Source organism: Bacteroides sp. AM32-11AC, from assembly GCF_003603515.1.
Taxonomy (GTDB): Bacteria; Bacteroidota; Bacteroidia; order Bacteroidales; family Bacteroidaceae; genus Bacteroides; species Bacteroides uniformis.
The window spans coordinates 50,231-73,722 of record NZ_QTNH01000014.1 but is presented as its reverse complement, the minus strand read 5'-3'; the positions used below and the strand labels follow the sequence as shown (position 1 = coordinate 73,722).

The following is a 23,492-nucleotide window of genomic DNA, read 5'->3' as shown; positions in this document are numbered from 1 at the left end:
TTTATAGCAGAGGGAGACGTTCTGCTTGACGGCAGAACGTCTTTTTTTATCCATACATTAAAAATAAGACCATGAAGAAATTGAACACGATTATTTTAATTTTGCTGGGGATGATATGTACTCAGTTGTATGCTGTACAATTGAATTCGATTTATCCTCTAAAACCCAATGACTCCGAAGCTTTTTATTTCACTCCCGAGAACTATCCTATAAAGGCGGATGGAAAGATGGATGTATCGGATGCTTTGCAGGCAGCGATTAATCAAGTGAAGAAAGAAAAGAATTTCGGAATCCTTTTTATCCCTGAAGGTAAATATAAAATCAGCAAGACCATTTATATTCCTACGGCTATTCGTTTGATTGGCTATGGAAAGAATCGCCCGGAATTTATTCTGGCTAAGAATTCTCCGGGTTTTCAGGAGGAAGTAGCTGATGATAAAGGAAAAGCTAAATACATGTTCTGGTTTACGGGAGCCGTTGTCAAGGAAGGTGAGAAACCCCGTGATGCCGGTGCCAGTACGTTCTACAGTGCCATGTCGAATATCAACTTGCGCATAGAAGATGGTAATCCGCATGCAGTGGCGCTACGCACACACTTTGCCCAACACAGTTTTATCAGTTATGTGGCCGTATACATAGGTAAAGGCAAGGCTGGTCTGTTCGATGTGGGCAATGAGTTGGAAAACGTTGCTTTTTACGGGGGAGATTATGGCATTTATACGACAAAAGCTTCTCCCGGATGGCCGGTAATGATGGTCGACTCTTATTTTGAGGGACAACGTGTAGCTGCTCTTCGTTGTCAGGAGTCCGGTTTGGCAATGGTGAATCTGTATGCCAAGAATGTTCCGGCTGTATTTGATATTGACCCTAATTATTGCGACAAGTTATTTTTGGAAAACAGCTATTTTGAAAATGTAAGTGGTCCGGCAGTGGTGATTACCAACGAGAACAACAGCAACAATCAGATAACCTTTCGCAATGTATATTGTAAGAATGTACCGACCTTGGCGAAATATACCCGTAGCAATACGGCCACCCATGTTTCTCATAAAATCTATAAGGTAAAGTCATACGACCACGGCTTGCAGATGGATGACATGGTGGATATGCCGGAATATGAAACGTTGGTTGATATTGAACCGATACAGAAGATGCCGGTTGCCCAACTGATGGACATCCCTGCACTGCCTGCAATGGCAACATGGGTAAATCTGCGCGAATTCGGTGCAAAGGGAGATGGGGAAACGGATGATACGAAGGCCATCCAGGAGGCTATTGACAAGTACGATAATATCTATGTGCCCCAGGGCTGGTATCGCATTACCGAAACTTTGAAGATGAAGCCCGATACCAAGTTGATAGGCCTGCATCCTTTTGGCACTCAGTTCCGGCTGGACGAAAGTACTGCTGCATTCAGTGGTTTTGGCGGTCCGAAAGCGATGGTGGAATCTTCGGAAGGCGGTGCAAATATGCTGATGGGCATTGGTATCAATACCGGCGGTTATAACTATCGTGCTGTAGGTGTGAAGTGGATGGCAAATGCAGATTCTTATATGAATGACGTGAAGTTTGTAGGCGGGCATGGCGGTTTATGGAAACCTAAACCGGGTGTTGAGGAACCACGTGGCCGGTGGAACAGACCGGCTCGTATCAGTTCTCCCGATAATCCGGTAGCGGCTTCGGGCATGGATCTTGCTTGGGACAACCAGTATTGGAGTCTGTGGGTGACCAACAACGGTGGTGGCACCTTTAAAGATATCTGGACAGCAAGCACATATGCCACCAATGGTTTCTATGCCAACAATACTTCTACTCCGGGGCGTATCTATGCCATGTCCATCGAGCATCATGTAAGAAATGAAGTACGTTTCAGCAAGGTGTCCAACTGGAAGGTGTATTGCATGCAAACCGAGGAAGAGAGCCGCGAAAGTACCGATTGCCAACCGATAGAGATGGACGACTGCAAAGATGTGACCTTTGCAAACTTGTATATGTTCCGCGTTATCCGTGTCAATGAACCGTATCACAGTTCTGTACGTATCCGCAATTGCGAGAACATCGCATTTCTGAACCTGCATAACTATTCTCAGATTAAATATACGAATAACATTGCAGTGTTCGATGTCAACAAAGACATTGACATCCGCCCGTGGGAACTTTCTCGCTTGATTGTAACCGGAAAAGAACCTCATCAGCAATCGTTAGGCAATGAAATAGGTAAGGTGAACCAATTGGCTTCCGATTTGGAATTTGCCGAAGGCATTGCGCGCGACAGTAAAGGTAACATTTACTTCTGCGACCATCGGATGCGTCGTATCTTTAAGTGGTCGGTAGAGACAAACAGCTTGTCGCTGCTGGCAGATTTCCCGTGGAAACCCTCCAACCTGGCTTTTGATTCAGAAGATAATCTATTGGTATTGTTCAGATATGATGCGCAGCCGGGATATCTGATTAATGGTAAGCCGGAGGAAATGCCGGTAATGCCTGATACAAAAGGTACTTCTTTCAGCGGATATGGTAATTCCGCATATACAATGAGAGTCTACTCCATTGACCCGGAAAATCCGGAAGAGACCATCAAACTGTTGCCGCGTGTTCCGATGGGTCAAGTGAAGAACGTGTATAAGGCTCTTTATCCTTCTAACCGTTGGAGAGACTTCCACGATTTCAATGCGGTGTCGGTCTATGTTCCTGAAATGTGCTTCCTGGCACCGGATGGAAAAACTATCATTCCTCATTATTTCGACTTGTCACGTAGTTCTTCCCTGCTGGAAGCCTATCCGGGAAAGCCTTTCTATACATCTGATGAATATGACCGCAGAATGGTGAAGATGGATGTGGCCAATGACGGCACGCTCTCCAACTTGAGCTATTTTGTGGAGCAGGGCGAATTTGGTTCTGCTGTAGATAAGGAAGGGAACTTGTATGTGGCTGACGGAGAAATATATGTATTTGATAAGGATGGCAAGAAGAAAGGGATGATTCGTGTTCCCGAACGTCCGTCCACATTACAGTTTGGCGGTAAGGATGGCAATACATTGTTTGTCACAGGCCGTTCCAAGTTCTTTGGTGTACGTATTAAATAAGGAAAATCCATATTAAAACAATCTGTGTAATGAGAAATTATCAAATAATGAGATACCTGCTGATAGTCTGTTGGATTATCTGTAATATGTCGTCCGGGTGGGCGGTAGGGGGTGGTTCCGCCTATACGCAAAGACCGGACGATCCGGAAGCATTCTACTTTACCCCGGAGAATTACGGCTTCAAGGCTGATGGAAAGTCCGACGTGACCGATGCGCTTCAAGAGGCAATCAATCAGGTGAAGCGCGAAAAGAATTTTGGGATACTGTTTCTGCCGGAAGGAAATTATCGCATTAGCAAGACGATTCAAATTCCCTCATCCATTCGGCTGATTGGTTATGGGAAGAAACGGCCGGTGATTTATTTGGGAGCCGATACACCCGGTTTCCAGACTACTCAAAATTATATGATATGGTTTACGGGAGGGCTGGCACAAGAGGGCAGGAAGCCTTCGGATGCTGGTGCAGGTACTTTCTATAGTGCGGTGTCCAATGTGGATTTCCGTATAGACAAAGGTAATCCTCAAGCCGTCGCCATTCGTGCGCATTTTGCCCAGCATGGATTTATCAATCATTGCGACATTCGGATTGGTTCGGGAAAAGCCGGCATGTATGATGTTGGCAATGAACTGGAAGACGTCAGGTTTTATGGCGGTGAATATGGGATAATTTCCTCCAGGACTTCTCCGGGATGGCCTATGATGATGGTCGATACTTACTTTGAGGGGCAGAGAAAGGCGGCTGTCTATTCAAAAGAGGTGGGGTTTGCCATCGTCAATATGCATGTGAAGAATACGCCCGTTGCCTTTGAAATGGCAGAGAATCTGGCAGACCGCCTTCATGTGGAGAATTCGTTGTGGGAGAATATTTCGGAAGCCGGTGTCAGGGTAAGCGTGGAGGGAAATACTTTTTCGCAATTGAATCTGGTGAATGTGGATTGTAGGAATGTTCCCGTACTGGTGGACTATGCTCAAAGTGGAAAGAAAGTTGCCGGAAAAGCAAAAATGTACAGAGTCAAGGAGTTTACTTACGGTCTGGTGTATCAGGATTTGAATGATGCTTCTTCTTTCAGGGAAATATGTGAAATAGAGCCGGTGGCAAAACAGCCGGTTACACTTGGCAAGGACCTTCCGGTTCTTCCGGCAATGGAGACATGGGTCAATATCCGCGACTTAGGGGCAAAAGGTGATGGCGAGACTGATGATACGGAAGTTTTTGAGAAAGCTGTCTCTTTGCATAAAAACATCTATGTGCCCCAGGGGTGGTATCGTCTGACGAGAACGTTGAAGCTGTCTCCCGGTACTAAGCTGATTGGGCTGCATCCTTTTGGGACTCAATTTCTGTTGAAGGAAAGCGAGCCTGCATTCAGTGGTTTCGGTATGCCTGTGCCTTTGGTTGAATCTTCCGAAGGCGGCGACGACGTGCTGAATGGCATAGGTATTAATACCGGTGCGTATAATTACCGTGCTGTCGGCTGTAAATGGATGGCGGGTGAGCGTTCGTACTTGAATGATGTGAAGTTTGTAGGCGGGCACGGTACCTTGCGCAAACCGGCTCCGAATGCTTCCGGACAGTCGTCTTACCGCAGGGGCGAGCGTCGAATTAGTTCCCCGTCTTCTCCGGTCATGGAGACTGGTAAGGATATGGCTTGGGACAACCAGTATTGGAGTTTGTGGATTACAAACAATGGTGGCGGGACAATTAAGGATGTTTGGACAGCCAGTACGTATGCTGCCAGTGGGCTTTATATTAGCGAAACGAAGACTCCGGGACGTATTTATGCCATGTCTTTGGAGCATCATGTCCGTACTGAAGCCCGTTTCCATAATGTGGCCAACTGGAAAATTTATGCTTTCCAGTTTGAGGAAGAAGGTCGTGAAGGGCCTGATTGTTATATGGCAGAAATGTCCAACTGTCAAAATATCGAAATGGTAAATGTGTGGATGTATCGCGTAATCCGTGCCTTTATGCCGAAGAGGATAGGTTTCCGCATATGGGATTGCAAGAATATCACTTTCCGTAATATGCACAATTATACGCAGATATTACCAGTCATAGAGTTTCCTATATATGATATGAATAAGAAGTTGCCCGTTTATTCGTGGGACTTTGCCCGTCTCACTGTTTCGGGTAGCGAGAAGAGCCTTCGCCCTTCCTGCACGGTCATGGACAAGCCTGTGAAGCTGGCTACCGGTTTTGAACTGGCCTCCGGAGCTACTACCGACAGTAAAGGAAATATCTACTTCTGTGAAAACCGTCTGAAGAAAATCTATAGATGGTCGGCAGACACGGAGCAGATTACTTTGATAGCTGATTATCCCTGGAAGCCTTTTACATTGGCCACTGATACGCAAGACAATCTGCTGGTTATTTTCCGCTATGACCCTCAGCCGGGTTATCTGGTGAACGGCAAGCAGGAAACGGTAGTGCGCTTGCCGGATGATAATCCGATGTACAGTGGTTGGGGTAACAGTGGCTGGAGTGCTTGGGGGTATTCTTTTAATCCGGATAGCGTGGATGCTACGATGAAGCCTATGCCACGTGTTGTTACAGCCGGTATGAAGAATATACAGAAGGTCATTCACCCTTCCAGTCGCTGGAGAGGTGACTTTGACAAGGTGGTTGCCAGTATGCCTGAGTATAGTTTTGTCGCTCCGGATGGCGTGACAATTATTCCGGATACCTATGATTTGGGACGTTCTTGTGCTTTGACTGTTACAGTGCCCGGTCAGTCAGAACCGGTTTATATTGTAAATGAGATGAATAAAACGACAGTACAACTTTCCGTTGGTGTGGATGGCCGTTTGACAGAACAAGGAATAATATGTCCTTATGGCCAATACAGTAATGTGACCGATGCTGATGGGAATGTCTATGTTGCTGATGGTGAAATATTTGTCTATGACAAATATGGTAAAGAGCAGAGACGTATTCAGATAGAAGAACGCCCGATTTCCTTGGCAATTGGTGGAAGGCAGAAGGATATACTTTTTGTTACCACCTCAAGTTCTTTCTATGGAATTAAGATACGTTAGGTATTGGTGTAGGTAAAAAAAGAATTAGCCCCTGCGGTTGTTTTATATCGCAGGGGCTAATTTATTATAAGAAGGTCTCTTTTCCTTATAGGCTGATTGTTTGGAATATTATTTTTCCAGCAGCTCTTTCAGAAAAGAATCCAGTTCCTCATCCAATCCTTTCAGTAGCTCTTCATTGACCAATAGAGTATCATCATCCATCAGCAACAGTTCTGCTATTGTTTCTCTATCATCATCCACCAGTACAAAAGAGAATGGTTTCAGAATAGTCAGCTTGTCGAACTTTCCTTCATTTTTCATGTTGCAGAGCAGTGAGGACAAGATACGCTCTACATTTTCGTAGAAATCATCTCCCTCGTATGTCATCCATTCTTCAATGGTGGTATTGGCTAGCTCCTTGTCTTCATCATCAAAGATAGACAGTTCGCCCGAATTCTGATTCGGTTGCAGATGAATGTCTGTAACGATAGTCTGTTCGCAACCGCAGGTGTATTTGCCGATTGCTTTTTTAAGAGTGTCCTCCAAGAGTGCTAATGACGATTGACTGAGCTTCATAATAACTTTCTTTTCTTAATGGTTGTTCAAAGGTATAAAAAAAACGGTTATCTCTGCATCATTTGACTAAAAATCATCATCAAATCTGTTCATTTGCATGTTCAGGCGTGCCATTCCCTCTTTTCGTTTCTCCAATTCGTCTACATACATGCTGATAAAGATGTAATAGGAGATGGTTCCATCATGTATTTCGCCTGTCTCTTTTTTGTCTGTCTTGCTTTTCTCACGGGCAAGGGTTTGCGCTTTTAATGCCCATTCCAAGGCAGTATCTATGCTGTCTTGCATTTCGTAGCCCAAAGCGGTGTTATAGGCTGCATACATTTTCTGTTTTCCTTTTTTTGTTTCGTAGGTCTGCTTCCAGAGTTCTACTGCTTTACTCCAATTTTCTTCTTTGGCATATACGGCTGCATCACGCATATTTACAGAACCACCACTGAAGAGATAGCGGTTACCGGTTTTCCAATAGGGGAGTAGATGTCTTACCGGAACTGTTCCTGCAAATTCAGATGCTTGCTTCACCATGTCTTCTTCGCTGATGAGGCGGGAACGTACTGACGCTTCACCATTTCCTGCCTCTTCCCAGAAAATACTGTCATTGCTGTTGACGGTTACCATAGGACCTTTGCGGTTAGGCAAATATATTCTGACGGTAGGATATACCTTTACATCCACTGTGCCGAGGAACACACCCCAGTTGGGCATATAACTTATCTTGCGATTGGAACGCATTTGTATGTTTTCCAGGGCTATCAGGAAATCTACGTCCAAATTCTGTGTAAGTTCCAGTACTTCATCCCTCGATAATGTGCTTTCGCGGGGATTGATGTCTTTACTCCGGAGGGCAGAGTCGCATATCACAACCTCTTCAAAGTAGTTTTCGTTGGCAAGGGCCTCTGCAAGGGATTCGGTTGTTATTGCGGCGTCTCCATTGTAGTAGTTGGTGAGGCGTGCCACCTCATTCTCACTTTTTTTCTGTTCTTCCTCACTGATGATGAGTTTGTTGTCCGGTACGTTTGGCATGTTGTTGACAACAGCCACACGTTTCAGTGTTGCCGGGAAACTGACTTCTGCCGGAAGCATATAATCAATGGACAGTTGTTCTACACTCTGGCAGCTGCCTAACAGCAGAGACCCCATCAATAACAGACAATAGTGATATTTGGTCATAGTCTTTGGTTTTGTTCTTTGGAGCAAAAGTACTCTTTTAGCTGAATATTCAAAAGCTGGAACGAATAAAAAATGTGATAATGTGGCAGGAGAAAAAGTGATAGGGTGATAAAAGATACCTGACGGTATCATCTTATCACCCTATCGCCTTATCATTTTATAGCTTTGATTTATGCATTCCTTCCGTGGCAGTTTTTGTATTTCTTACCGCTTCCGCAAGGACAAGGATCATTGCGTCCTACGGTCTTCTCGGCACGGATAGGTTCGCGTCTTGGTTGTTCACGTGTATCTTGTGCCGCAGCGGCCTGCTGGTTCGGGTCATTCAAATCAACCTTCTGTTCGCGATACTTGCTCATATCCTGGCGTTGTTCCGGAGCAGCCTGGCGCACCTCTACTTGGTGGGGAGTCTGGGGAGCCTCAGGGGCTTCAGCCGGAGCCTCTTGTACCGGGATTTGTCCACGCATCAGGATAGAGATGGTCTGGTTATTGATTTTGTTGACCATTGCATCAAACAAGTTCACAGATTCCAGTTTGTAAATCAGTAGCGGGTCTTTCTGCTCGTAACTTGCATTCTGCACGGAGTGTTTCAGCTCGTCCAGCTCGCGCAGGTTTTCTTTCCATGCTTCGTCGATAACATGCAGCAAGATGGATTTCTCGAATGACTTCACCACCTCCTTACATTCTGTCTCGTAAGCTTTCTTCAGGTTGCAGGAGATGTTGTACATACGTTTTCCGTCTGTGATGGGGATAAGTATGTTTTCGTACATGTGTCCCTGCATTTCGTATACTTGCTTGATGACCGGATAGGCTATCTGTGCCATACGTTCTGTCTTGCGCTTGAAGAGTTCCATGGCAGCGTCAAAAGTTCTGTCTGCCAGTTTTTCTTTCTTCTCATTACGGAATTCCTCTTCGGTGAAAGGTACTTCCATGGCAAGCGTCTGGAGCACATCCATCTTGCAGTTTTCATAGTCGGGTGCTTCGACGGCGTTGGCACAACGGTCCCAAATCATGTTCACGATATCCATACCGATACGTTCGCCCATCAAAGCGTGGCGGCGTTTGGTGTAGACTACTGTACGTTGCTTGTTCATCACGTCGTCATATTCCAACAGACGCTTACGGATGCCGAAGTTGTTTTCCTCAACTTTCTTTTGCGCACGTTCAATGGATTTGGAAATCATGCCGTGTTCAATCATTTCACCTTCTTTGAAACCCAGTTTGTCCATTACACTGGCAATGCGGTCACTGGAGAACAAACGCATCAGGTCATCTTCCAAAGATACGAAGAATACAGAAGAACCCGGGTCGCCTTGACGTCCTGCACGACCACGTAACTGACGGTCCACACGGCGTGATTCGTGGCGTTCTGTACCGATGATGGCAAGACCGCCTGCAGCTTTCACTTCCGGACTCAGCTTGATGTCGGTACCACGACCGGCCATATTGGTAGCAATGGTTACAGCACATTTCAAACCGGCAGTAGCCACAATATCCGCTTCTTTCTGATGCAGTTTGGCATTCAATACACTATGTTCAATCTTACGCATGGTGAGCATTTTGCTCAACATTTCAGAGATTTCAACAGAAGTGGTACCCACCAGTACGGGGCGTCCTGCTGCCACCATTTTTTCTATCTCTTCGATGACTGCTTTATATTTTTCACGTTTTGTCTTGTAAACGCGGTCATTCATGTCGTTACGGGCAATGGGGCGGTTGGTCGGAATAACCACTACATCCAGTTTGTAGATGTCCCACAACTCGCCGGCTTCTGTTTCTGCCGTACCGGTCATACCGGATAGTTTGTGGTACATACGGAAATAGTTCTGTAATGTAATGGTGGCAAAAGTCTGGGTGGCAGCTTCTACTTTCACGCCTTCTTTGGCTTCGATGGCTTGGTGCAAACCGTCAGAATAACGACGTCCTTCCATGATACGTCCCGTCTGCTCATCCACAATCTTCACTTGGCCGTCGATTACCACATATTCGTCATCTTTCTCGAACATGGTGTATGCCTTCAACAGTTGGTTGATGGTATGCACACGTTCGCTTTTGATGGCATAGTTGGTCATCAGGGCATCCTTCTTTTCAAGGCGCTGTTCGTCTGTTAGCTCTGTTTCGTTTTCCAGGGCAGAGAGTTGCGCGGTGATATCAGGGAGTACGAAGAAAGTGGGGTCCTCTACATTGCCACTAATCAAGTCTACGCCCTTGTCTGTCAGATCCACACTGTTCATTTTCTCTTCGATAACGAAGTACAGCGGGTCAGTCACCTCGTGCATGCGCTTGTTGTTTTGCTCCATGTAGATTTCTTCGGTCTTCAGCATACCGGCCTTGATGCCTTGTTCGCTGAGGAACTTGATGAGCGCCTTGTTCTTGGGCAAACACTTGTGGCTGCGGTACAAAGCGAGGAAGCCTTCTTCCTGGTCTTTCTTATCGTTTGATGCAATCAGGCGCTTGGCATCGGCCAGATATTGGGTAGCCAGTTTTTTCTGAGCTTCTACCAAGCGTTCCACTTGCGGGCGGAGCTGTTCGAAGAGTTGGTCGTCGCCTTTGGGAACCGGTCCGGAGATAATCAGCGGAGTACGGGCATCATCAATCAATACTGAGTCTACCTCATCGACAATGGCATAATTATGCTGGCGCTGTACCAGGTCTTTGGGGCTGATAGCCATGTTGTCACGCAGGTAGTCGAAACCGAATTCATTGTTTGTACCGAACGTGATGTCTGCCAGATAAGCTTTGCGACGGGCGTCAGAGTTGGGCTGGTGCTTGTCGATGCAATCTACACTCAAACCGTGGAACATGTAAAGAGGGCCCATCCATTCGGAGTCACGTTTTGCCAGATAGTCGTTCACTGTTACCACGTGCACGCCATTACCGGTCAGGGCATTGAGGAATACCGGTAGGGTAGCTACCAATGTCTTACCTTCACCGGTTGCCATTTCGGCAATCTTACCTTTATGCAGAACCACACCACCGAATAGCTGTACATCATAATGTACCATGTTCCATACGGTATCGTTACCACCTGCTATCCAATGGTTCTGGTAGATGGCTTTATCTCCTTCGATGCGTACAAAATCTTTAGTGGCAGCCAGTTGACGGTCAAAATCGGTAGCTGTAACCACTACTTCTTCATTTTCAGAGAACCGTTTGGCTGTTTCCTTTACGATAGAGAAAGCGGTGGGTAATACTTCGTCCAGTGCTTTTTCATAAATCTCCAATATCTCTTTCTCGATTTTGTCGATTTGGTTGAAGAGGTCTTCGCGTTTTTCCAGTTCGGTATCTTCAACGCTGGCTTTCAGTTCTTCCACTTTGGCGCGTTGTTCGGCTGCCGAATCGTGGATGTAGGCTTTCAGTTCTTCTGTCTTGGCGCGTAGGGCGTCATTGTCGAGTTTGGCTACTTCCGGGTAAGCGGCTTTGATTTTCTCCACCCACGGTTGTATTTCTTTCATGTCGCGTGTGGATTTGTTGCCGAAAATCGAGCTTAAAAATTCATTAAATCCCATTATATATTTGTTTTTATTATTATTGCTGAGTTAGTTGAGCGTGCAAAGTTACTGATTTCTATACAGATTATCCAGATTTGCACAGATTATTTTAGAATCAAAAGTCAAGGGGAGATGCTGTACTTGCATTAGGGGCGCGGATGCGCATTACACTTGCCAAGGTAGGGGCAATGCGGTCAATACTGATGGGTATACGGATGGTTTCAGCCTTCATTCCACCTCCCAATAAAATGAGGGGAGCAGGAATATCGGCCGTACGTACTACACGGTTATCAGTACTATTTTCCTGCATGATAGTCCAGCCCGGGAGTATTTCCATGAGCAAATCGCCAGAGCGCTTGCGATGAAAACTATTGCGTATACGTTCTATTTGCGGTGACCAGGGGCCCAAAAGCAGGCGATGAGCTGAATATACTTCGCTCACGCCACTGAACTGAACCAGAAATTCGGCAGATTTTTCTTGAATTTCAGTCAGGCTCAGCTGCTTGTTCTCAATAAGTTTATGGTTGAGATAGATTTGTTGGTCATAATAAGCTTCCACATATTGTCCCTCGCCATAGGATGCCATGAGGTACATGTTTAGCAGGGCGGCACAGCGGTTCAGGTAGAATTCACCACCCGGTATACGGTATACGCCCGGGTCGGCAGCTTCCGGGTCGGCATAGCCGGTGGAGGTGATGCAGAAAAGTACGTTGTGGAGCCCAACTTTACGTTCTATGAGCTCTAATAAGGAAGCTATACTACGGTCCAGTCGTACGTAGGTGTCTTGCATTTCCATGGCACATTCCTGCGTACTTCGGTGGTTATAATTTCCTGCGTAGTAAGTCAGCGATAATAGGTCGGGCACGTCATCTTGTCCGATAGTGCTCTTATTCAGCAGCTCTTCGGTCAGCAGGTTGACTTCCTCATTGATGAAAGGGCTGGTTATCAAGCGGCGGAACTTGTTTGTCCGTTCACCATCCAGCTTGTATTTGAATGGCTCGTTGCGCCATTCGGGCAGAAATGTATAGTTGGTAAAAGGAAGTGCAGGTGTCCATACCATATCCTTGATACGGTAGTCAGGAGATTTCCGGTCGTTGTATTGGCTCAGCCACCACGGAAATTCATTATAATAAGTCGTACTGCACCATTTCCCGGTATTGTTATTAAGCCAGAAAGCACCGTTCCCCGCGTGTCCGGCACCCAATATGGCGGCATCACGGAAAGGTGCGATGGCATAGACCAGACCTTTGTTGCGGGTAGCTATTTTCAGCTCGTCGGCAATAGTAGAGGTCAGTAATTGGGAGGGGGAAGTGCTTTCGTCGGTATAGTTGCCCATGAAGTTGGGGTCTTCTACACAGTTTATGGGGCGTAGTGTACCTGCATCCAGCCACTGCTCTGCAATGATACCGTTCATGGACGGTGTTGTTCCGGTATAGATGGCGGCAATGGCCGAGGCTCGGTCCGTTCCGCAAAAAGGGAATTCTGCTTGACGGAATACTTTACCTTCACGCAGTAAGCGCTTAAATCCCTTTTCTCCGTATAAGGATGAAAATGCTTCCATATAGTCTGTACGCAATTGGTCAATGGTCAATGTTACCACCAGCTTTGGGGAGGCAGGCAGCGGTTGGGCTTGCAGACCACTGAATGTAAGTGCGAGTATGGAAGTTATCAGTCCTTTTTTCATTACCTTCGTTTGTATGTTAGAATGAGGTTGCTTGCAGAACGTATTAGCAAACACAGTGCCAAAGGTAATACTGCTGGCGGAATTCTCTGCGGAATTATTGTCCAAAGCCCTATAAAAAGTGTTAAAACTACAAAATCAACCAGCATATAGCGGCTTATTTCCCTTTTTCGTACCCTGGATAGCATGAATGGAAGGCAGAAAAGGTGAAATGGATGGAATACAAATAATATATAATTGGGACTTACTGCCGGATGCTGTGAGAATAGTGCTAAAAATGCCAGTATACATCCAGCCATTCCGGCAACCAAGAAGAGTATGAGGTCTATGCCCCAAAGAGTTTTCCCTCTTCGTATGCCGTAAATGCTGATGCCTGCTACAAGTATCAGTAATAGCGAAGCCGACTGCATCGGTGTGATGCCTCTGCTGACGAAGTCGGCTGGTGTTTTACCCGTTACTACGATTTTTTCTTCTTTGGCAACCAGTGGCCGTGCTTGTCCTTCTTTGTCCACAATCTGCGCTTTATTGAAATACTCCTGCATGTAGAAGGGGACGAACATTGCCAGCCGCCGGTTGATGGGTTCGTCTGCTTTGCTGCCCATGCATAGGTCCATGCCGAAACGTGACCACAAATGGCCTTCACTGTATTTATGTAGCAAATCCCTGAAAGAGATTCCCGTACTGTTAGCAGTCATATTGTCAGCGTATTGCAGAGTGCCGTTGATGGCACGCTCTATCTGGTCCCGCGGGCGGGTGGCACAATTGTCGTAGAAAAAATTGTAGCGGTATACTCGGTTTTCAGGGCGGTAGTTCTCTGTCAATAGTGCTATCAGGCGTTCTTTTTCCTCTTCTGTTAGATTTAACGTTTGTTGCCAGACATCGCGTCCCAGATAGTTGTATTCGGCGGCGAAATGCTCATAATCGGTTACTCCAAGTTGATAATCCGTTTCTCCCAAGGCAAAACGGAAGATGAAGTTAGGGGCGTTGAAGTTGAACATGCCGTAATTGAAGACGGCGTCAATGCCACGTGTATAGTTCTCGTACCGTATGGCAGTGTGTCCGAATAGGGAATAAATCTCTCCTCCTGCAGCGCAAGTCAGTAGGCTGACGCGTACGGAGTCTGTTGCAGCAGTCTTTTGCTGTTGTGTCACCTGGGCATTTGCTGAAGGCAAACAGAAGAAAAAGATTACTATATATATATGTATAAGTAGGCTTCGTTTCATGCTGCAAACTTACGGAAAAAACTAATATTATCCCAATTTGTGATTAGGAACTAAAGCGGTTATTCGCGTTATTCCGGTCATCTGTGTCCGAAGAATCTTTTTTAATTATGAACTTGATACAATTCTTAATTCGCATTATTGGTTGTTTTGAATCAACTGTCGAGTATGAGTGGTAGGTATTTTCTATTTACAAACGATACGGGTGCAAGAAATAGTGGTATATTGAACCTGATTCAGTCGTATACTGAATGCCATTCAATCGTATACTGAATAGGGCTCAGTCGTATACTGAATGTAGCGCATTTAGCTGTATTGATAATCAGGTGGTTGTGGTATGATGTTGCGGCTTTAATAAATCTCAACAGAATGTAGAAGTGGCATTGTGGTTGTTTGGTGTGGATGTGAATAAGAATTCTTGTGCAGTTGTTCTTCTAATAAAGAGATGGTTTCTGCTGAATTTCAATATTAATGTTATATCTTTGCGCCGCTAAATTTATGCAATACGGTGAATCTCATTATTGATATAGGAAATACAATCGCCAAGATGGCGGTGTTTGATGGTGGACGTATCGTGGAGGTGGTGTATGACTCCAATCTGACGTTGGAACGGTTGCCTGAAGTATGCCGTACATATACGATTGAAAAAGCGATAGTGGCTACTGTCATTGATTTGAGTAGAGAGGTGTTGTCGCAACTGGAAGATATGGCTGTCCCCATTCTGTGGCTCAATGAAAAGACTTCTCTTCCGGTAGAAAACCTCTATGAAACTCCCCGGACGCTGGGGTATGATCGTATGGCGGCGGTGGTAGGAGCCAATGAGCAATTTCCTGGCAGGGATATACTGGTGATTGATGCCGGTACCTGTATCACTTATGAGTTTGTCGATGCTGCTGCCCGCTATCATGGCGGGAATATCTCTCCCGGCCTGCAGATGCGTTTCAAGGCGCTTCATCAGTTTACCGGACGGCTTCCAATGGTGGCTCTTGAGGGGCGGATGGTGCCCATGGGGAAGGATACCGATACGGCTATCCGTGCCGGAGTACTGAAGGGTATTGAATATGAAATTTCAGGTTACATTACGGTTATGAAGCATAAATATCCTGAACTTTTGGTTTTTTTAACGGGCGGGGATGATTTTTCTTTTGATACAAACTTAAAAAGTATCATCTTTGCAGACAGATTTTTAGTGTTGAAAGGATTAAATAGAATTTTAAACTATAATAATGACAGGCTATAGACAAACACTGTTAGTGCTCTTGCTCACGATATTATCAGGAGCGGCAGTCGCTCAAAATAATACAAATTCTCCCTATACACGATATGGATATGGACAGTTATCTGAACAAGGCTCGAGCAACAGTAGGGCGATGGGTGGTATTGCCTATGGTTTACGGGACAAGTATCAGACTAACTTTGCTAATCCTGCATCCTATACGGCGGTAGATTCGCTGACTTTTATCTTCGATGGAGCAGTCTCTCTACAGAATACAAATCTCAGTAACGGTACTCTGAAACGAAATGCCAAGAATTCCAGTTTTGACTATATCACGATGCAGTTTCGTGCAAGTAAATGGGCTGCCATAAGCTTGGGGTTGCTGCCTTATTCAAACGTTGGATACAGTATGGGAGAATATCGGGAAGATACGGAATTCCCAGACAAATCTACGACGGTAAGCTATTCGGGAGAAGGAGGTCTGCATCAGCTTTATTTAGGTGCGGGCTTTAAAATAATTAAAAATCTTTCTGTTGGTGCGAATTTTTCGTATCTTTGGGGAGATATAACAAGAACCGCTGCGGAAACCTTTCCGTCCAGTTCAAGTGTATTTCCTATTACAATACAGTCTAATGTGGCTGTAAAGAGTTATAAGTTGGATTTTGGAGCGCAGTACACCCATCAGTTTGGGAAAAAGCATGTTGCAACGTTGGGAGTCGTCTTTTCTCCGGGGCATGATTTGAGTAACGATGCGTACGAAGTTACGCAGACTGGTGATAGCAATACGGGAGCTACTTCGGCAACGAGGGATACTATTGTTACTTGCGGCATTCCGACAACATTTGGCGCAGGTGTGACGTACGTGTACGACAATCGTCTGACGGTAGGAGCGGATGTGATGTTCCAGAATTGGAGTAAAGTGAGTTATATGAACAATGACGAGGCGTTTTGCGACCGTGGAAGAATATCCGTTGGTGCAGAGTATCTGCCGAATCCTATGGGACGAAGTTATTTGTCTCATGTGAAGTATCGTTTGGGAGCTTATTATTCCAAACCTTATTATAAGATAGACGGTGTACGTGCCGCTGATGAATATGGCGTTACTGCCGGTTTTGGATTGCCCATACCGAGAACCCGTTCCGTATTGAGTCTTTCTGCACAATACGTGCGGACTAAAGGAACCCAAGCAGCGTTCTTGAACGAAAATACATTGCGTATTTGTATCGGAGTAACCTTTAACGAACGCTGGTTCTTCAAGCGTAAAGTGGATTAATGGAAATTGAATAGACAAAAAATATAACAACTAAAATTTAAATACAATGAAAATTAAGACGCTTGTGGCTGTCTTGCTCCTTTCGGGTGGAGTGACCAGCACTTTCGCACAGACTGAAAATTGTAATTCGAACAGTAGTATCTCTCATGAAGCAGTGAGAGCTGGTAACTTTAAGGATGCATACGCTCCTTGTATGGCTGTGCTGAAGGATTGCCCTACGCTGCGGTATTACACATTTACAGATGCTCAGAAGATTTTAGTGGGTTTCTTGAGTCAGATTAAGGATAGAAATTCTGCTGATTACAAGAAGTATTTTGATGAATTGATGGATGTGTATGACTTGAGAATGAAGTACATTCCTGAATTCATTAATAAAGGAATGAAGGGCGTGCCGAGTGTGGCTGATGCCTTGGGCGCTAAAGCTGTGGATTATCTTCAGTTTGCTCCTACTCCGGACCTTAATACAGCTTACAATTGGCTGAAAGAATCTGTTCAAGCTGAAAAGGGTGGTTCCAAAGGTGCGGTTTTGCACTATTTTCTGGATGTCTCTATGCAGAAGGTAAAGGCAGATGACAATCATACTGGCCAGTTCTTCCAAGACTATATCGATGCTTCCAAGTATGCGGATGATGCTATCGCAGCTGAGACCAAAGAGGCAAAGAAGGCAAACCTGCAAGCTATCAAGGATAATCTGGTAGCTATGTTCATCCAGAGTGGTGTGGCTGATTGTGAATCTTTGCAGAATATTTATGGTCCTAAGGTAGAAGAAAATAAGACAGACTCTACTTTCTTGAAGAAAGCATTGAATATTTTGAAGTTGATGAAGTGTAACGAAAGTGAAGTTTATTTCAAGGCTTCTGAATATATGTATCAAATAGACCCGACTGCCGATGCTGCTGTAGGTGTAGCATACATGTACTATAAGAAAGGCGACTATGAAAATGCCGTGAAATACTTTGACGAAGCATTGGCTAAGGAAACCGATAATGACAAGAAAGCTGAAATGGCATATGCTACTGCTGCAGCCTTGATGCAGGCTAAAAAACTCTCTCAGGCAAGAGCATATTGCCAGAAGGCTATTAGCTTTAAGGAAAACTATGGTGATCCTTATATCTTGCTGGCACAGCTTTACGGCTCCAATCCTAACTGGACTGATGAGCCTGCTCTGAATAAGTGTACTTACTTTGTAGTAATTGATAAGTTGCAGAGAGCTAAAGCGGTGGATCCTTCAGTTACAGAACGTGCTAACGAATTGATTGGTACTTATTCCCGCCACACTCCCCAGGCTAAAGACCTCTTTATGTTGGGTTACAAAGCCGGTGACCGTATCACTATCGGCGGATGGATAGGTGAATCTACAACTATCAGATAAAACTATGTTGCTACAACCCATCAACGTTGTTTATCATAAAAATGCAAGCATAACCATTGTCCTTGGGGCAATGGTTATGCTTCTTTTATTTTCTTCGTGTTCCGGGAAGAAGAAGGAACTGGGCGATGCCATTACCGAACGTGACTCTATGGCGGTGATGGACACCCGTGGGGTGACTACGCTGGTGTCTGATTCCGGTGTAACACGTTATCGCATCAATACGGAAGAGTGGCTGGTCTTTGACCGGAAGAATCCTCCTTACTGGGCTTTTGAAAAGGGGGTCTATTTGGAGAAGTTCGACTCTATCTTCCAAGTGGAGGCGAGTATCAAGGCTGATACAGCCTACTTCTTTAATAAGGAAGAGTTATGGAAACTGATGGGGAATGTGCATATACAGAATTTGAAAGGTGAGCAGTTTGATACAGAGCTGCTGTATTGGGACCAGCGGACACAAAGAATTTATTCGGATGAGTTTATCCGTATCGAACAGCCTGACCGTATCATTACGGGACATGGCTTTGAATCCAATCAGCAGATGACTGTTTACACGATTCGCAAGCCGGAGGGTATCTTCTATGTTGACGAGGAGACTGCCGCAGCAGACAGCTTGCAGACTGATACCATAAATTGATAAAATGGATACCGTTATTTTTTTATTGATAACCATGGCTTTCTCTGCTTTCTTTTCAGGAATGGAGATTGCCTTTGTTTCCGTAGATAAACTGCGCTTTGAGATGGAAAGGAAGTCAGGCGTCACTTCCGGTATCATTTCCTATTTCCTTCGCAACCCGAATAACTTCATCTCGACCATGCTGGTGGGTAATAACATCGCGCTTGTCATTTATGGTATCTTGATGGCACAAATCATAGAGGTGAATCTTCTTGCCGGAATTATTTCCAATCATTTTGTAATGGTGTTGGTGCAGACTGTAATTTCCACTCTTATTATTTTGGTAACCGGTGAGTTCTTGCCGAAGACTTTGTTTAAAATCAATCCCAATCTGATGCTGAGGGTATGTGCCATTCCTTTATTCATATGTTATGTCATTCTGTTTCCTGTTTCAAAGTTTGCATCGGGATTGTCGTATCTGTTCCTTCGGATATTTGGGATGAAAGTAAACAAGGAGGCGTCGGCCAAGGCTTTTGGCAAAGTGGATTTGGATTACTTCATCCAGTCGAGCATAGAGAATGCGGAAAGTGAAGAAGAACTGGATGCAGAGGTAAAGATATTCCAAAATGCGCTTGACTTTTCGAATATAAAGATACGCGACTGTATTGTACCGCGTACAGAGGTGGTAGCTGTAGATCTGACCACTACATTGGAAGAATTGAAATGTCTTTTTGTGGAGTCGGGTATTTCCAAAATCATAGTATATGATGGAAATATAGATAATGTGGTGGGATATATTCACTCGTCGGAGATGTTCAGGAATCCGGTGGACTGGAGGAATAACGTGAAGGAAGTGCCTATTGTACCCGAAACGATGTCGGCCCACAAACTGATGAAACTGTTCATGCAGCAGAAAAAAACGATTGCTGTAGTGGTGGACGAATTCGGTGGTACGGCGGGTATCGTCTCTTTAGAGGATTTGGTGGAAGAAATTTTTGGCGATATTGAGGATGAGCATGATAACACATCCTATGTGTGTAAGCAGTTGGGTGAACGTGAATATGTGCTTTCGGCCCGTCTGGAAATAGAAAAGGTAAATGAGACTTTCGGGCTCGACCTGCCGGAATCGGATGATTATCTGACAGTGGGCGGTCTGATTTTGAACCGTTATCAAAGTTTCCCGAAACTGCATGAAGTGATTGAAGTGGATAATTATCAGTTTAAAATAATCAAGGTAACAGCCACTAAAATTGAGTTGGTAAGACTGAAAGTCATTGAATAATTTCATTTAGGCGTAATTTTTTAAAGAATAAATGGATGCGTATTAGCATTTTTTGTATCTTCGTGCGCTAAAATGAACATGTTAGGAAAATAATAATAAACAAATAAATCATATTAACTAAAATGGCAACATTACAAAACATTCGGTCTAAAGGACCTTTATTGGTGATTGTTATTGGTTTGGCGCTGTTTGCTTTCATCGCAGGTGACGCGTGGAAAGTGCTTCAGCCACACCAGTCACAAGACGTAGGTGAAGTGAACGGGGAATCAATTTCCGCTCAGGATTTTCAAGCATTGGTAGAAGAATATACAGAAGTCATCAAGTTCTCCAGTGGCAACAGTGCATTGAGCGATGAGCAGACAAACCAAATCAAAGATGAAGTATGGAGAACATACGTCAATAATAAGCTGATTGAAAAGGAAGCAAAGAAACTCGGTCTGGTTGTATCGAAGGCTGAGATTCAGGCTATCATTAATGCCGGTGTGCATCCGATGCTGCAACAGACTCCGTTCCGTAATCCTCAGACCGGTGCGTTTGATAAGGATATGTTGAAGAAGTTCTTGGTGGACTATTCAAAAATGAATAAGGCACAGATGCCTTCACAATATGCAGAATACTATGAATCCATGTACAAGTTCTGGTCTTTCCTCGAAAAGTCCCTTATCCAGGCACGTCTTCAGGAAAAGTATCAGGCTTTGATTACAAAATCTCTTTTCTCCAACCCGGTAGAAGCTCAGGACGCTTTTGATGCAAGAGTAGAGCAGTCAGACCTGCTGCTTGCTGCAGTTCCCTATTCTTCTATCGTTGACTCTACCATCGTTATCAAGGATTCTGATTTGAAGGCTGCATACGACAAGAAGAAAGAACAGTTCAAGCAATATGTGGAAACTCGCAATATCAAGTTCATTGATGTGCAAGTTACTGCAAGTGCAGAAGACAGAGCTGCTCTCCAGAAGGAAATGGAAGAATACACTGAACAACTTACTGCCAATCCTTCTGACTATACTACCTTTATCCGTTCTACCGGTTCCGAAGCTCCTTATACAGACTTGTTCTACACTACTAAGTCTCTGCCTGCTGATGTGACAGCCCGTTTGGACTCTGTTGCGGTGGGTGGTGTATTCGGACCTTATTATAACGTATCGGACAATACTCTTAACTCTTTCAAGAAATTGGCTACTGCTGCTATGCCGGACTCTATCGAGTTCCGTCAGATTCAGGTAGTTGCCGAAGATGCTGAAAAGACGAAGACTTTAGCCGACAGCATCTACAATGCTATTAAGGGTGGTGCCAGCTTTGCTGAAATTGCGAAGAAGTACGGTCAGACCGGTGAGCCTACCTGGATCTCTTCAGCTAACTACGAAGGCGCACAGATTGACGGTGACAACTTGAAATATATTACTGCTGTCACTACTTTGGGACAGAACGAACTGACCAATCTGGCGTTGGGACAAGCAAATGTCATTTTGCAAGTAACCAACAAGAAGGCTGTCCAGGATAAATATAAGGTAGCCGTTATCAAGCGTCCGGTAGAATTCAGCAAGGAAACTTACAGCAAGGCATACAATGAGTTCAGCCAGTTCATCGCTGCAAACAATACTTTAGAGAAAATGATTGCCAATGCGGAAGATGCTGGTTACAAGTTGCTGGATAGAGCCGATTTGTACAGCTCTGAACATGGTATCGGTGGTATCAGAGGTACCAAAGATGCTTTGAAATGGGCGTTTGAGGCAAAAGCCGGTGAAGTTTCCGGTTTGTACGAATGTGGCGAGAGCGACCGTATGCTGGTAGTAGGTGTTGCAAGTATTGTTCCTGAAGGTTATCGCCCACTGGCTTTGGTAAAGGACCAGTTGAGAGCTGAAATTCTCCGTGACAAGAAAGCAGAGAAGATTATGGCTGATATGAAGGCTGCCAATGCAACTTCGTTCGAGCAGTACAAGAATATGGCAAATGCTGTCAGTGATTCTGTAAAGCACGTTACTTTCTCTGCTCCTGCCTATATCCCGGCATTGCGTAGTAGCGAACCTCTGGTAGGCGCGTACGCTTCTATTGCTGAAGTGAACAAGCTGAGTGCTCCTATCAAGGGTAACGGTGGTGTATTCGTTCTGCAACCATATGCAAAAGAGAAGCTGAACGAAACATTCAACAAGGAAACTGAAGAGGCTAACTTGGCTAACATGCATGCACGTATGGCAAGCCAGTTCATCAGTGACTTGTATCTGAAAGCCAACGTAAAAGACCAACGTTATTTATTCTTCTAAGAATAGAAAACCCATATTGAAAAGCCGTCCGGTACTTCCGGGCGGCTTTTTCATTGTCTGTACATTTCATTTTCTACACTCTCCGTTGTCTTTGTGCAACTTTATTCCTACCTTTGCATTTTTGAAAGAGTTTTGTTTTAATGAAAAACGATATGCAGAAACGACCTCTATTGGGCTTGACGCTCGCTGAATTGCAGAATGTGGTGAAGAATTTGGGAATGCCCGGTTTCTCTGCCAAGCAGATAGCTTCCTGGCTGTATGACAAGAAGGTGGCTTCTATAGACGAAATGAGCAATCTTTCGTTGAAGCATCGGGAATTGCTGAAAGAAATCTATGAGGTAGGTGCCGAAGCGCCGGTAGATGCCATGCGCTCTGTAGACGGTACGGTGAAATACTTATACCGGGCAGGCGAGGGACATTTCGTGGAAGCTGTCTATATACCCGACGAAGACCGGGCTACGCTTTGTGTCTCCTCTCAGGTGGGCTGTAAGATGAACTGCAAATTCTGTATGACCGGCAAGCAGGGCTTTACCGCCAATCTGACATCCAACCAGATTATCAACCAAATCAGTTCGTTGCCCGAAAGGGACAAGCTGACCAATGTGGTAATGATGGGCATGGGCGAACCACTTGATAATCTGGACGAGGTATTGAAAGCGCTGGAAATAATGACCGCCTCTTATGGATATGCGTGGAGTCCCAAGCGTGTCACCCTTTCTTCAGTGGGATTGAAGAAGGGCTTGCAGCGTTTTATTGGGGAATCGGACTGCCATCTGGCTATCAGCCTTCATTCGCCGATACCTTTGCAACGTCGCGAGCTGATGCCGGCAGAGAAGGCCTTCTCCATCACGGAGATTGTTGAATTGTTAAGAAACTATGATTTTAGCAAACAGCGCAGACTATCTTTTGAATATATTGTTTTCAAAGGAGTGAATGACTCGTTACCGTATGCAAAGGAACTTCTGAAGTTGCTACGTGGGCTGGACTGCCGGATTAACCTGATTCGTTTTCATGCCATACCTGGAGTGAATCTTGAAGGGGCTGATATGGAAACCATGACTGCGTTCCGTGATTATCTGACTTCGCACGGTCTGTTTACCACTATACGGTCATCGCGTGGAGAGGATATATTTGCCGCTTGTGGCATGTTGTCCACTGCCAAGCAGGAGGAGAATAAAGAAGAATTAATATAAATTATTAACTTAGGTAGGGAGGATATTACGCATTCTTCGTAGCTTTGTGAAAAACT

At 44.9% G+C, this 23,492-nt stretch carries 14 protein-coding genes; 9 read left to right on the top strand and 5 right to left on the bottom strand.

Annotation, left to right across the window (positions count from 1 at the left end; all coding sequences use genetic code 11):
- The first annotated feature begins 71 nt into the window (after nucleotides 1–71).
- Both DW800_RS15285 and DW800_RS15280 read left to right on the top strand, forming a co-directional pair.
- Complete coding sequence (locus DW800_RS15285) at nucleotides 72–3,086, top strand: glycosyl hydrolase family 28-related protein (RefSeq protein WP_005831969.1); 3,015 nt, start codon at nucleotides 72–74, stop codon at nucleotides 3,084–3,086.
- Between the two features lie 29 nt (nucleotides 3,087–3,115).
- Nucleotides 3,116–6,118, top strand: a complete 3,003-nt coding sequence (locus tag DW800_RS15280) for a glycosyl hydrolase family 28-related protein (RefSeq protein WP_119958182.1) — start codon at nucleotides 3,116–3,118, stop codon at nucleotides 6,116–6,118.
- A gap of 108 nt (nucleotides 6,119–6,226) precedes the next feature.
- On the opposite strand, the gene DW800_RS15275 is transcribed toward DW800_RS15280, so the two are convergent.
- The 5 genes from DW800_RS15275 to DW800_RS15255 form a co-directional block, all read right to left on the bottom strand.
- Complete coding sequence (locus tag DW800_RS15275; RefSeq protein WP_117600445.1) at nucleotides 6,227–6,673, bottom strand: hypothetical protein; 447 nt, start codon at nucleotides 6,671–6,673, stop codon at nucleotides 6,227–6,229.
- Between the two features lie 66 nt (nucleotides 6,674–6,739).
- Nucleotides 6,740–7,840, bottom strand: a complete 1,101-nt coding sequence (locus tag DW800_RS15270) for a DUF6340 family protein (RefSeq protein ID WP_117600444.1) — start codon at nucleotides 7,838–7,840, stop codon at nucleotides 6,740–6,742.
- A gap of 170 nt (nucleotides 7,841–8,010) precedes the next feature.
- Nucleotides 8,011–11,346: a preprotein translocase subunit SecA gene (gene secA, locus DW800_RS15265; RefSeq protein WP_117704024.1), complete on the bottom strand. Its 3,336-nt coding sequence runs from the start codon at nucleotides 11,344–11,346 to the stop codon at nucleotides 8,011–8,013.
- Nucleotides 11,347–11,443: 97 nt separating this feature from the next.
- Nucleotides 11,444–13,012 (bottom strand): alkaline phosphatase family protein, encoded by a 1,569-nt coding sequence (locus DW800_RS15260; RefSeq protein WP_117704023.1) that lies wholly within the window; start codon nucleotides 13,010–13,012, stop codon nucleotides 11,444–11,446.
- Nucleotides 13,012–14,232, bottom strand: a complete 1,221-nt coding sequence (locus tag DW800_RS15255; protein ID WP_117704022.1) for a DUF4105 domain-containing protein — start codon at nucleotides 14,230–14,232, stop codon at nucleotides 13,012–13,014. The genes DW800_RS15260 and DW800_RS15255 overlap by 1 nt, the downstream gene beginning before the upstream one ends.
- A 505-nt stretch (nucleotides 14,233–14,737) precedes the next feature.
- Between DW800_RS15255 and DW800_RS15250 the strand changes: the two genes are divergently transcribed.
- The 7 genes from DW800_RS15250 to rlmN all read left to right on the top strand — a co-directional run bounded on the left by DW800_RS15250 (nucleotide 14,738) and on the right by rlmN (nucleotide 23,436).
- Complete coding sequence (locus DW800_RS15250) at nucleotides 14,738–15,469, top strand: type III pantothenate kinase (protein ID WP_005831955.1); 732 nt, start codon at nucleotides 14,738–14,740, stop codon at nucleotides 15,467–15,469.
- Complete coding sequence (locus DW800_RS15245; RefSeq protein ID WP_057089747.1) at nucleotides 15,456–16,718, top strand: hypothetical protein; 1,263 nt, start codon at nucleotides 15,456–15,458, stop codon at nucleotides 16,716–16,718. Before DW800_RS15250 ends, DW800_RS15245 begins: the two co-directional genes overlap by 14 nt.
- A 46-nt stretch (nucleotides 16,719–16,764) precedes the next feature.
- A complete protein-coding gene (locus DW800_RS15240) occupies nucleotides 16,765–18,090 on the top strand; it encodes a tetratricopeptide repeat protein (protein WP_119958181.1) in 1,326 nt (441 codons plus the stop codon).
- Between the two features lie 4 nt (nucleotides 18,091–18,094).
- Nucleotides 18,095–18,721: an LPS export ABC transporter periplasmic protein LptC gene (gene lptC, locus DW800_RS15235; RefSeq protein ID WP_117704020.1), complete on the top strand. Its 627-nt coding sequence runs from the start codon at nucleotides 18,095–18,097 to the stop codon at nucleotides 18,719–18,721.
- A 4-nt stretch (nucleotides 18,722–18,725) separates the two neighbouring features.
- Complete coding sequence (locus DW800_RS15230) at nucleotides 18,726–19,982, top strand: hemolysin family protein (RefSeq protein ID WP_005831951.1); 1,257 nt, start codon at nucleotides 18,726–18,728, stop codon at nucleotides 19,980–19,982.
- A gap of 122 nt (nucleotides 19,983–20,104) precedes the next feature.
- A complete protein-coding gene (locus tag DW800_RS15225) occupies nucleotides 20,105–22,243 on the top strand; it encodes a SurA N-terminal domain-containing protein (protein WP_119958180.1) in 2,139 nt (712 codons plus the stop codon).
- Between the two features lie 152 nt (nucleotides 22,244–22,395).
- A complete protein-coding gene (rlmN, locus tag DW800_RS15220) occupies nucleotides 22,396–23,436 on the top strand; it encodes a 23S rRNA (adenine(2503)-C(2))-methyltransferase RlmN (RefSeq protein WP_008665254.1) in 1,041 nt (346 codons plus the stop codon).
- Nucleotides 23,437–23,492: the final 56 nt, after the last annotated feature.

Excerpts from the sequence above, each read along its gene's own strand:
- DW800_RS15260 (WP_117704023.1), bottom strand. The coding sequence starts at position 13,012 with ATGAAAAAAGGACTGATAACTTCCATACTCGCACTTACATTCAGTGGT.
- DW800_RS15245 (WP_057089747.1), top strand. The coding sequence starts at position 15,456 with ATGACAGGCTATAGACAAACACTGTTAGTGCTCTTGCTCACGATATTA.
- DW800_RS15280 (WP_119958182.1), top strand. The coding sequence starts at position 3,116 with ATGAGAAATTATCAAATAATGAGATACCTGCTGATAGTCTGTTGGATT.
- secA (WP_117704024.1), bottom strand. The coding sequence starts at position 11,346 with ATGGGATTTAATGAATTTTTAAGCTCGATTTTCGGCAACAAATCCACA.
- DW800_RS15285 (WP_005831969.1), top strand. The coding sequence starts at position 72 with ATGAAGAAATTGAACACGATTATTTTAATTTTGCTGGGGATGATATGT.
- DW800_RS15270 (WP_117600444.1), bottom strand. The coding sequence starts at position 7,840 with ATGACCAAATATCACTATTGTCTGTTATTGATGGGGTCTCTGCTGTTA.
- rlmN (WP_008665254.1), top strand. The coding sequence starts at position 22,396 with ATGCAGAAACGACCTCTATTGGGCTTGACGCTCGCTGAATTGCAGAAT.
- DW800_RS15225 (WP_119958180.1), top strand. The coding sequence starts at position 20,105 with ATGGCAACATTACAAAACATTCGGTCTAAAGGACCTTTATTGGTGATT.
- DW800_RS15275 (WP_117600445.1), bottom strand. The coding sequence starts at position 6,673 with ATGAAGCTCAGTCAATCGTCATTAGCACTCTTGGAGGACACTCTTAAA.
- DW800_RS15240 (WP_119958181.1), top strand. The coding sequence starts at position 16,765 with ATGAAAATTAAGACGCTTGTGGCTGTCTTGCTCCTTTCGGGTGGAGTG.
- DW800_RS15255 (WP_117704022.1), bottom strand. The coding sequence starts at position 14,232 with ATGAAACGAAGCCTACTTATACATATATATATAGTAATCTTTTTCTTC.
- DW800_RS15230 (WP_005831951.1), top strand. The coding sequence starts at position 18,726 with ATGGATACCGTTATTTTTTTATTGATAACCATGGCTTTCTCTGCTTTC.
- lptC (WP_117704020.1), top strand. The coding sequence starts at position 18,095 with ATGTTGCTACAACCCATCAACGTTGTTTATCATAAAAATGCAAGCATA.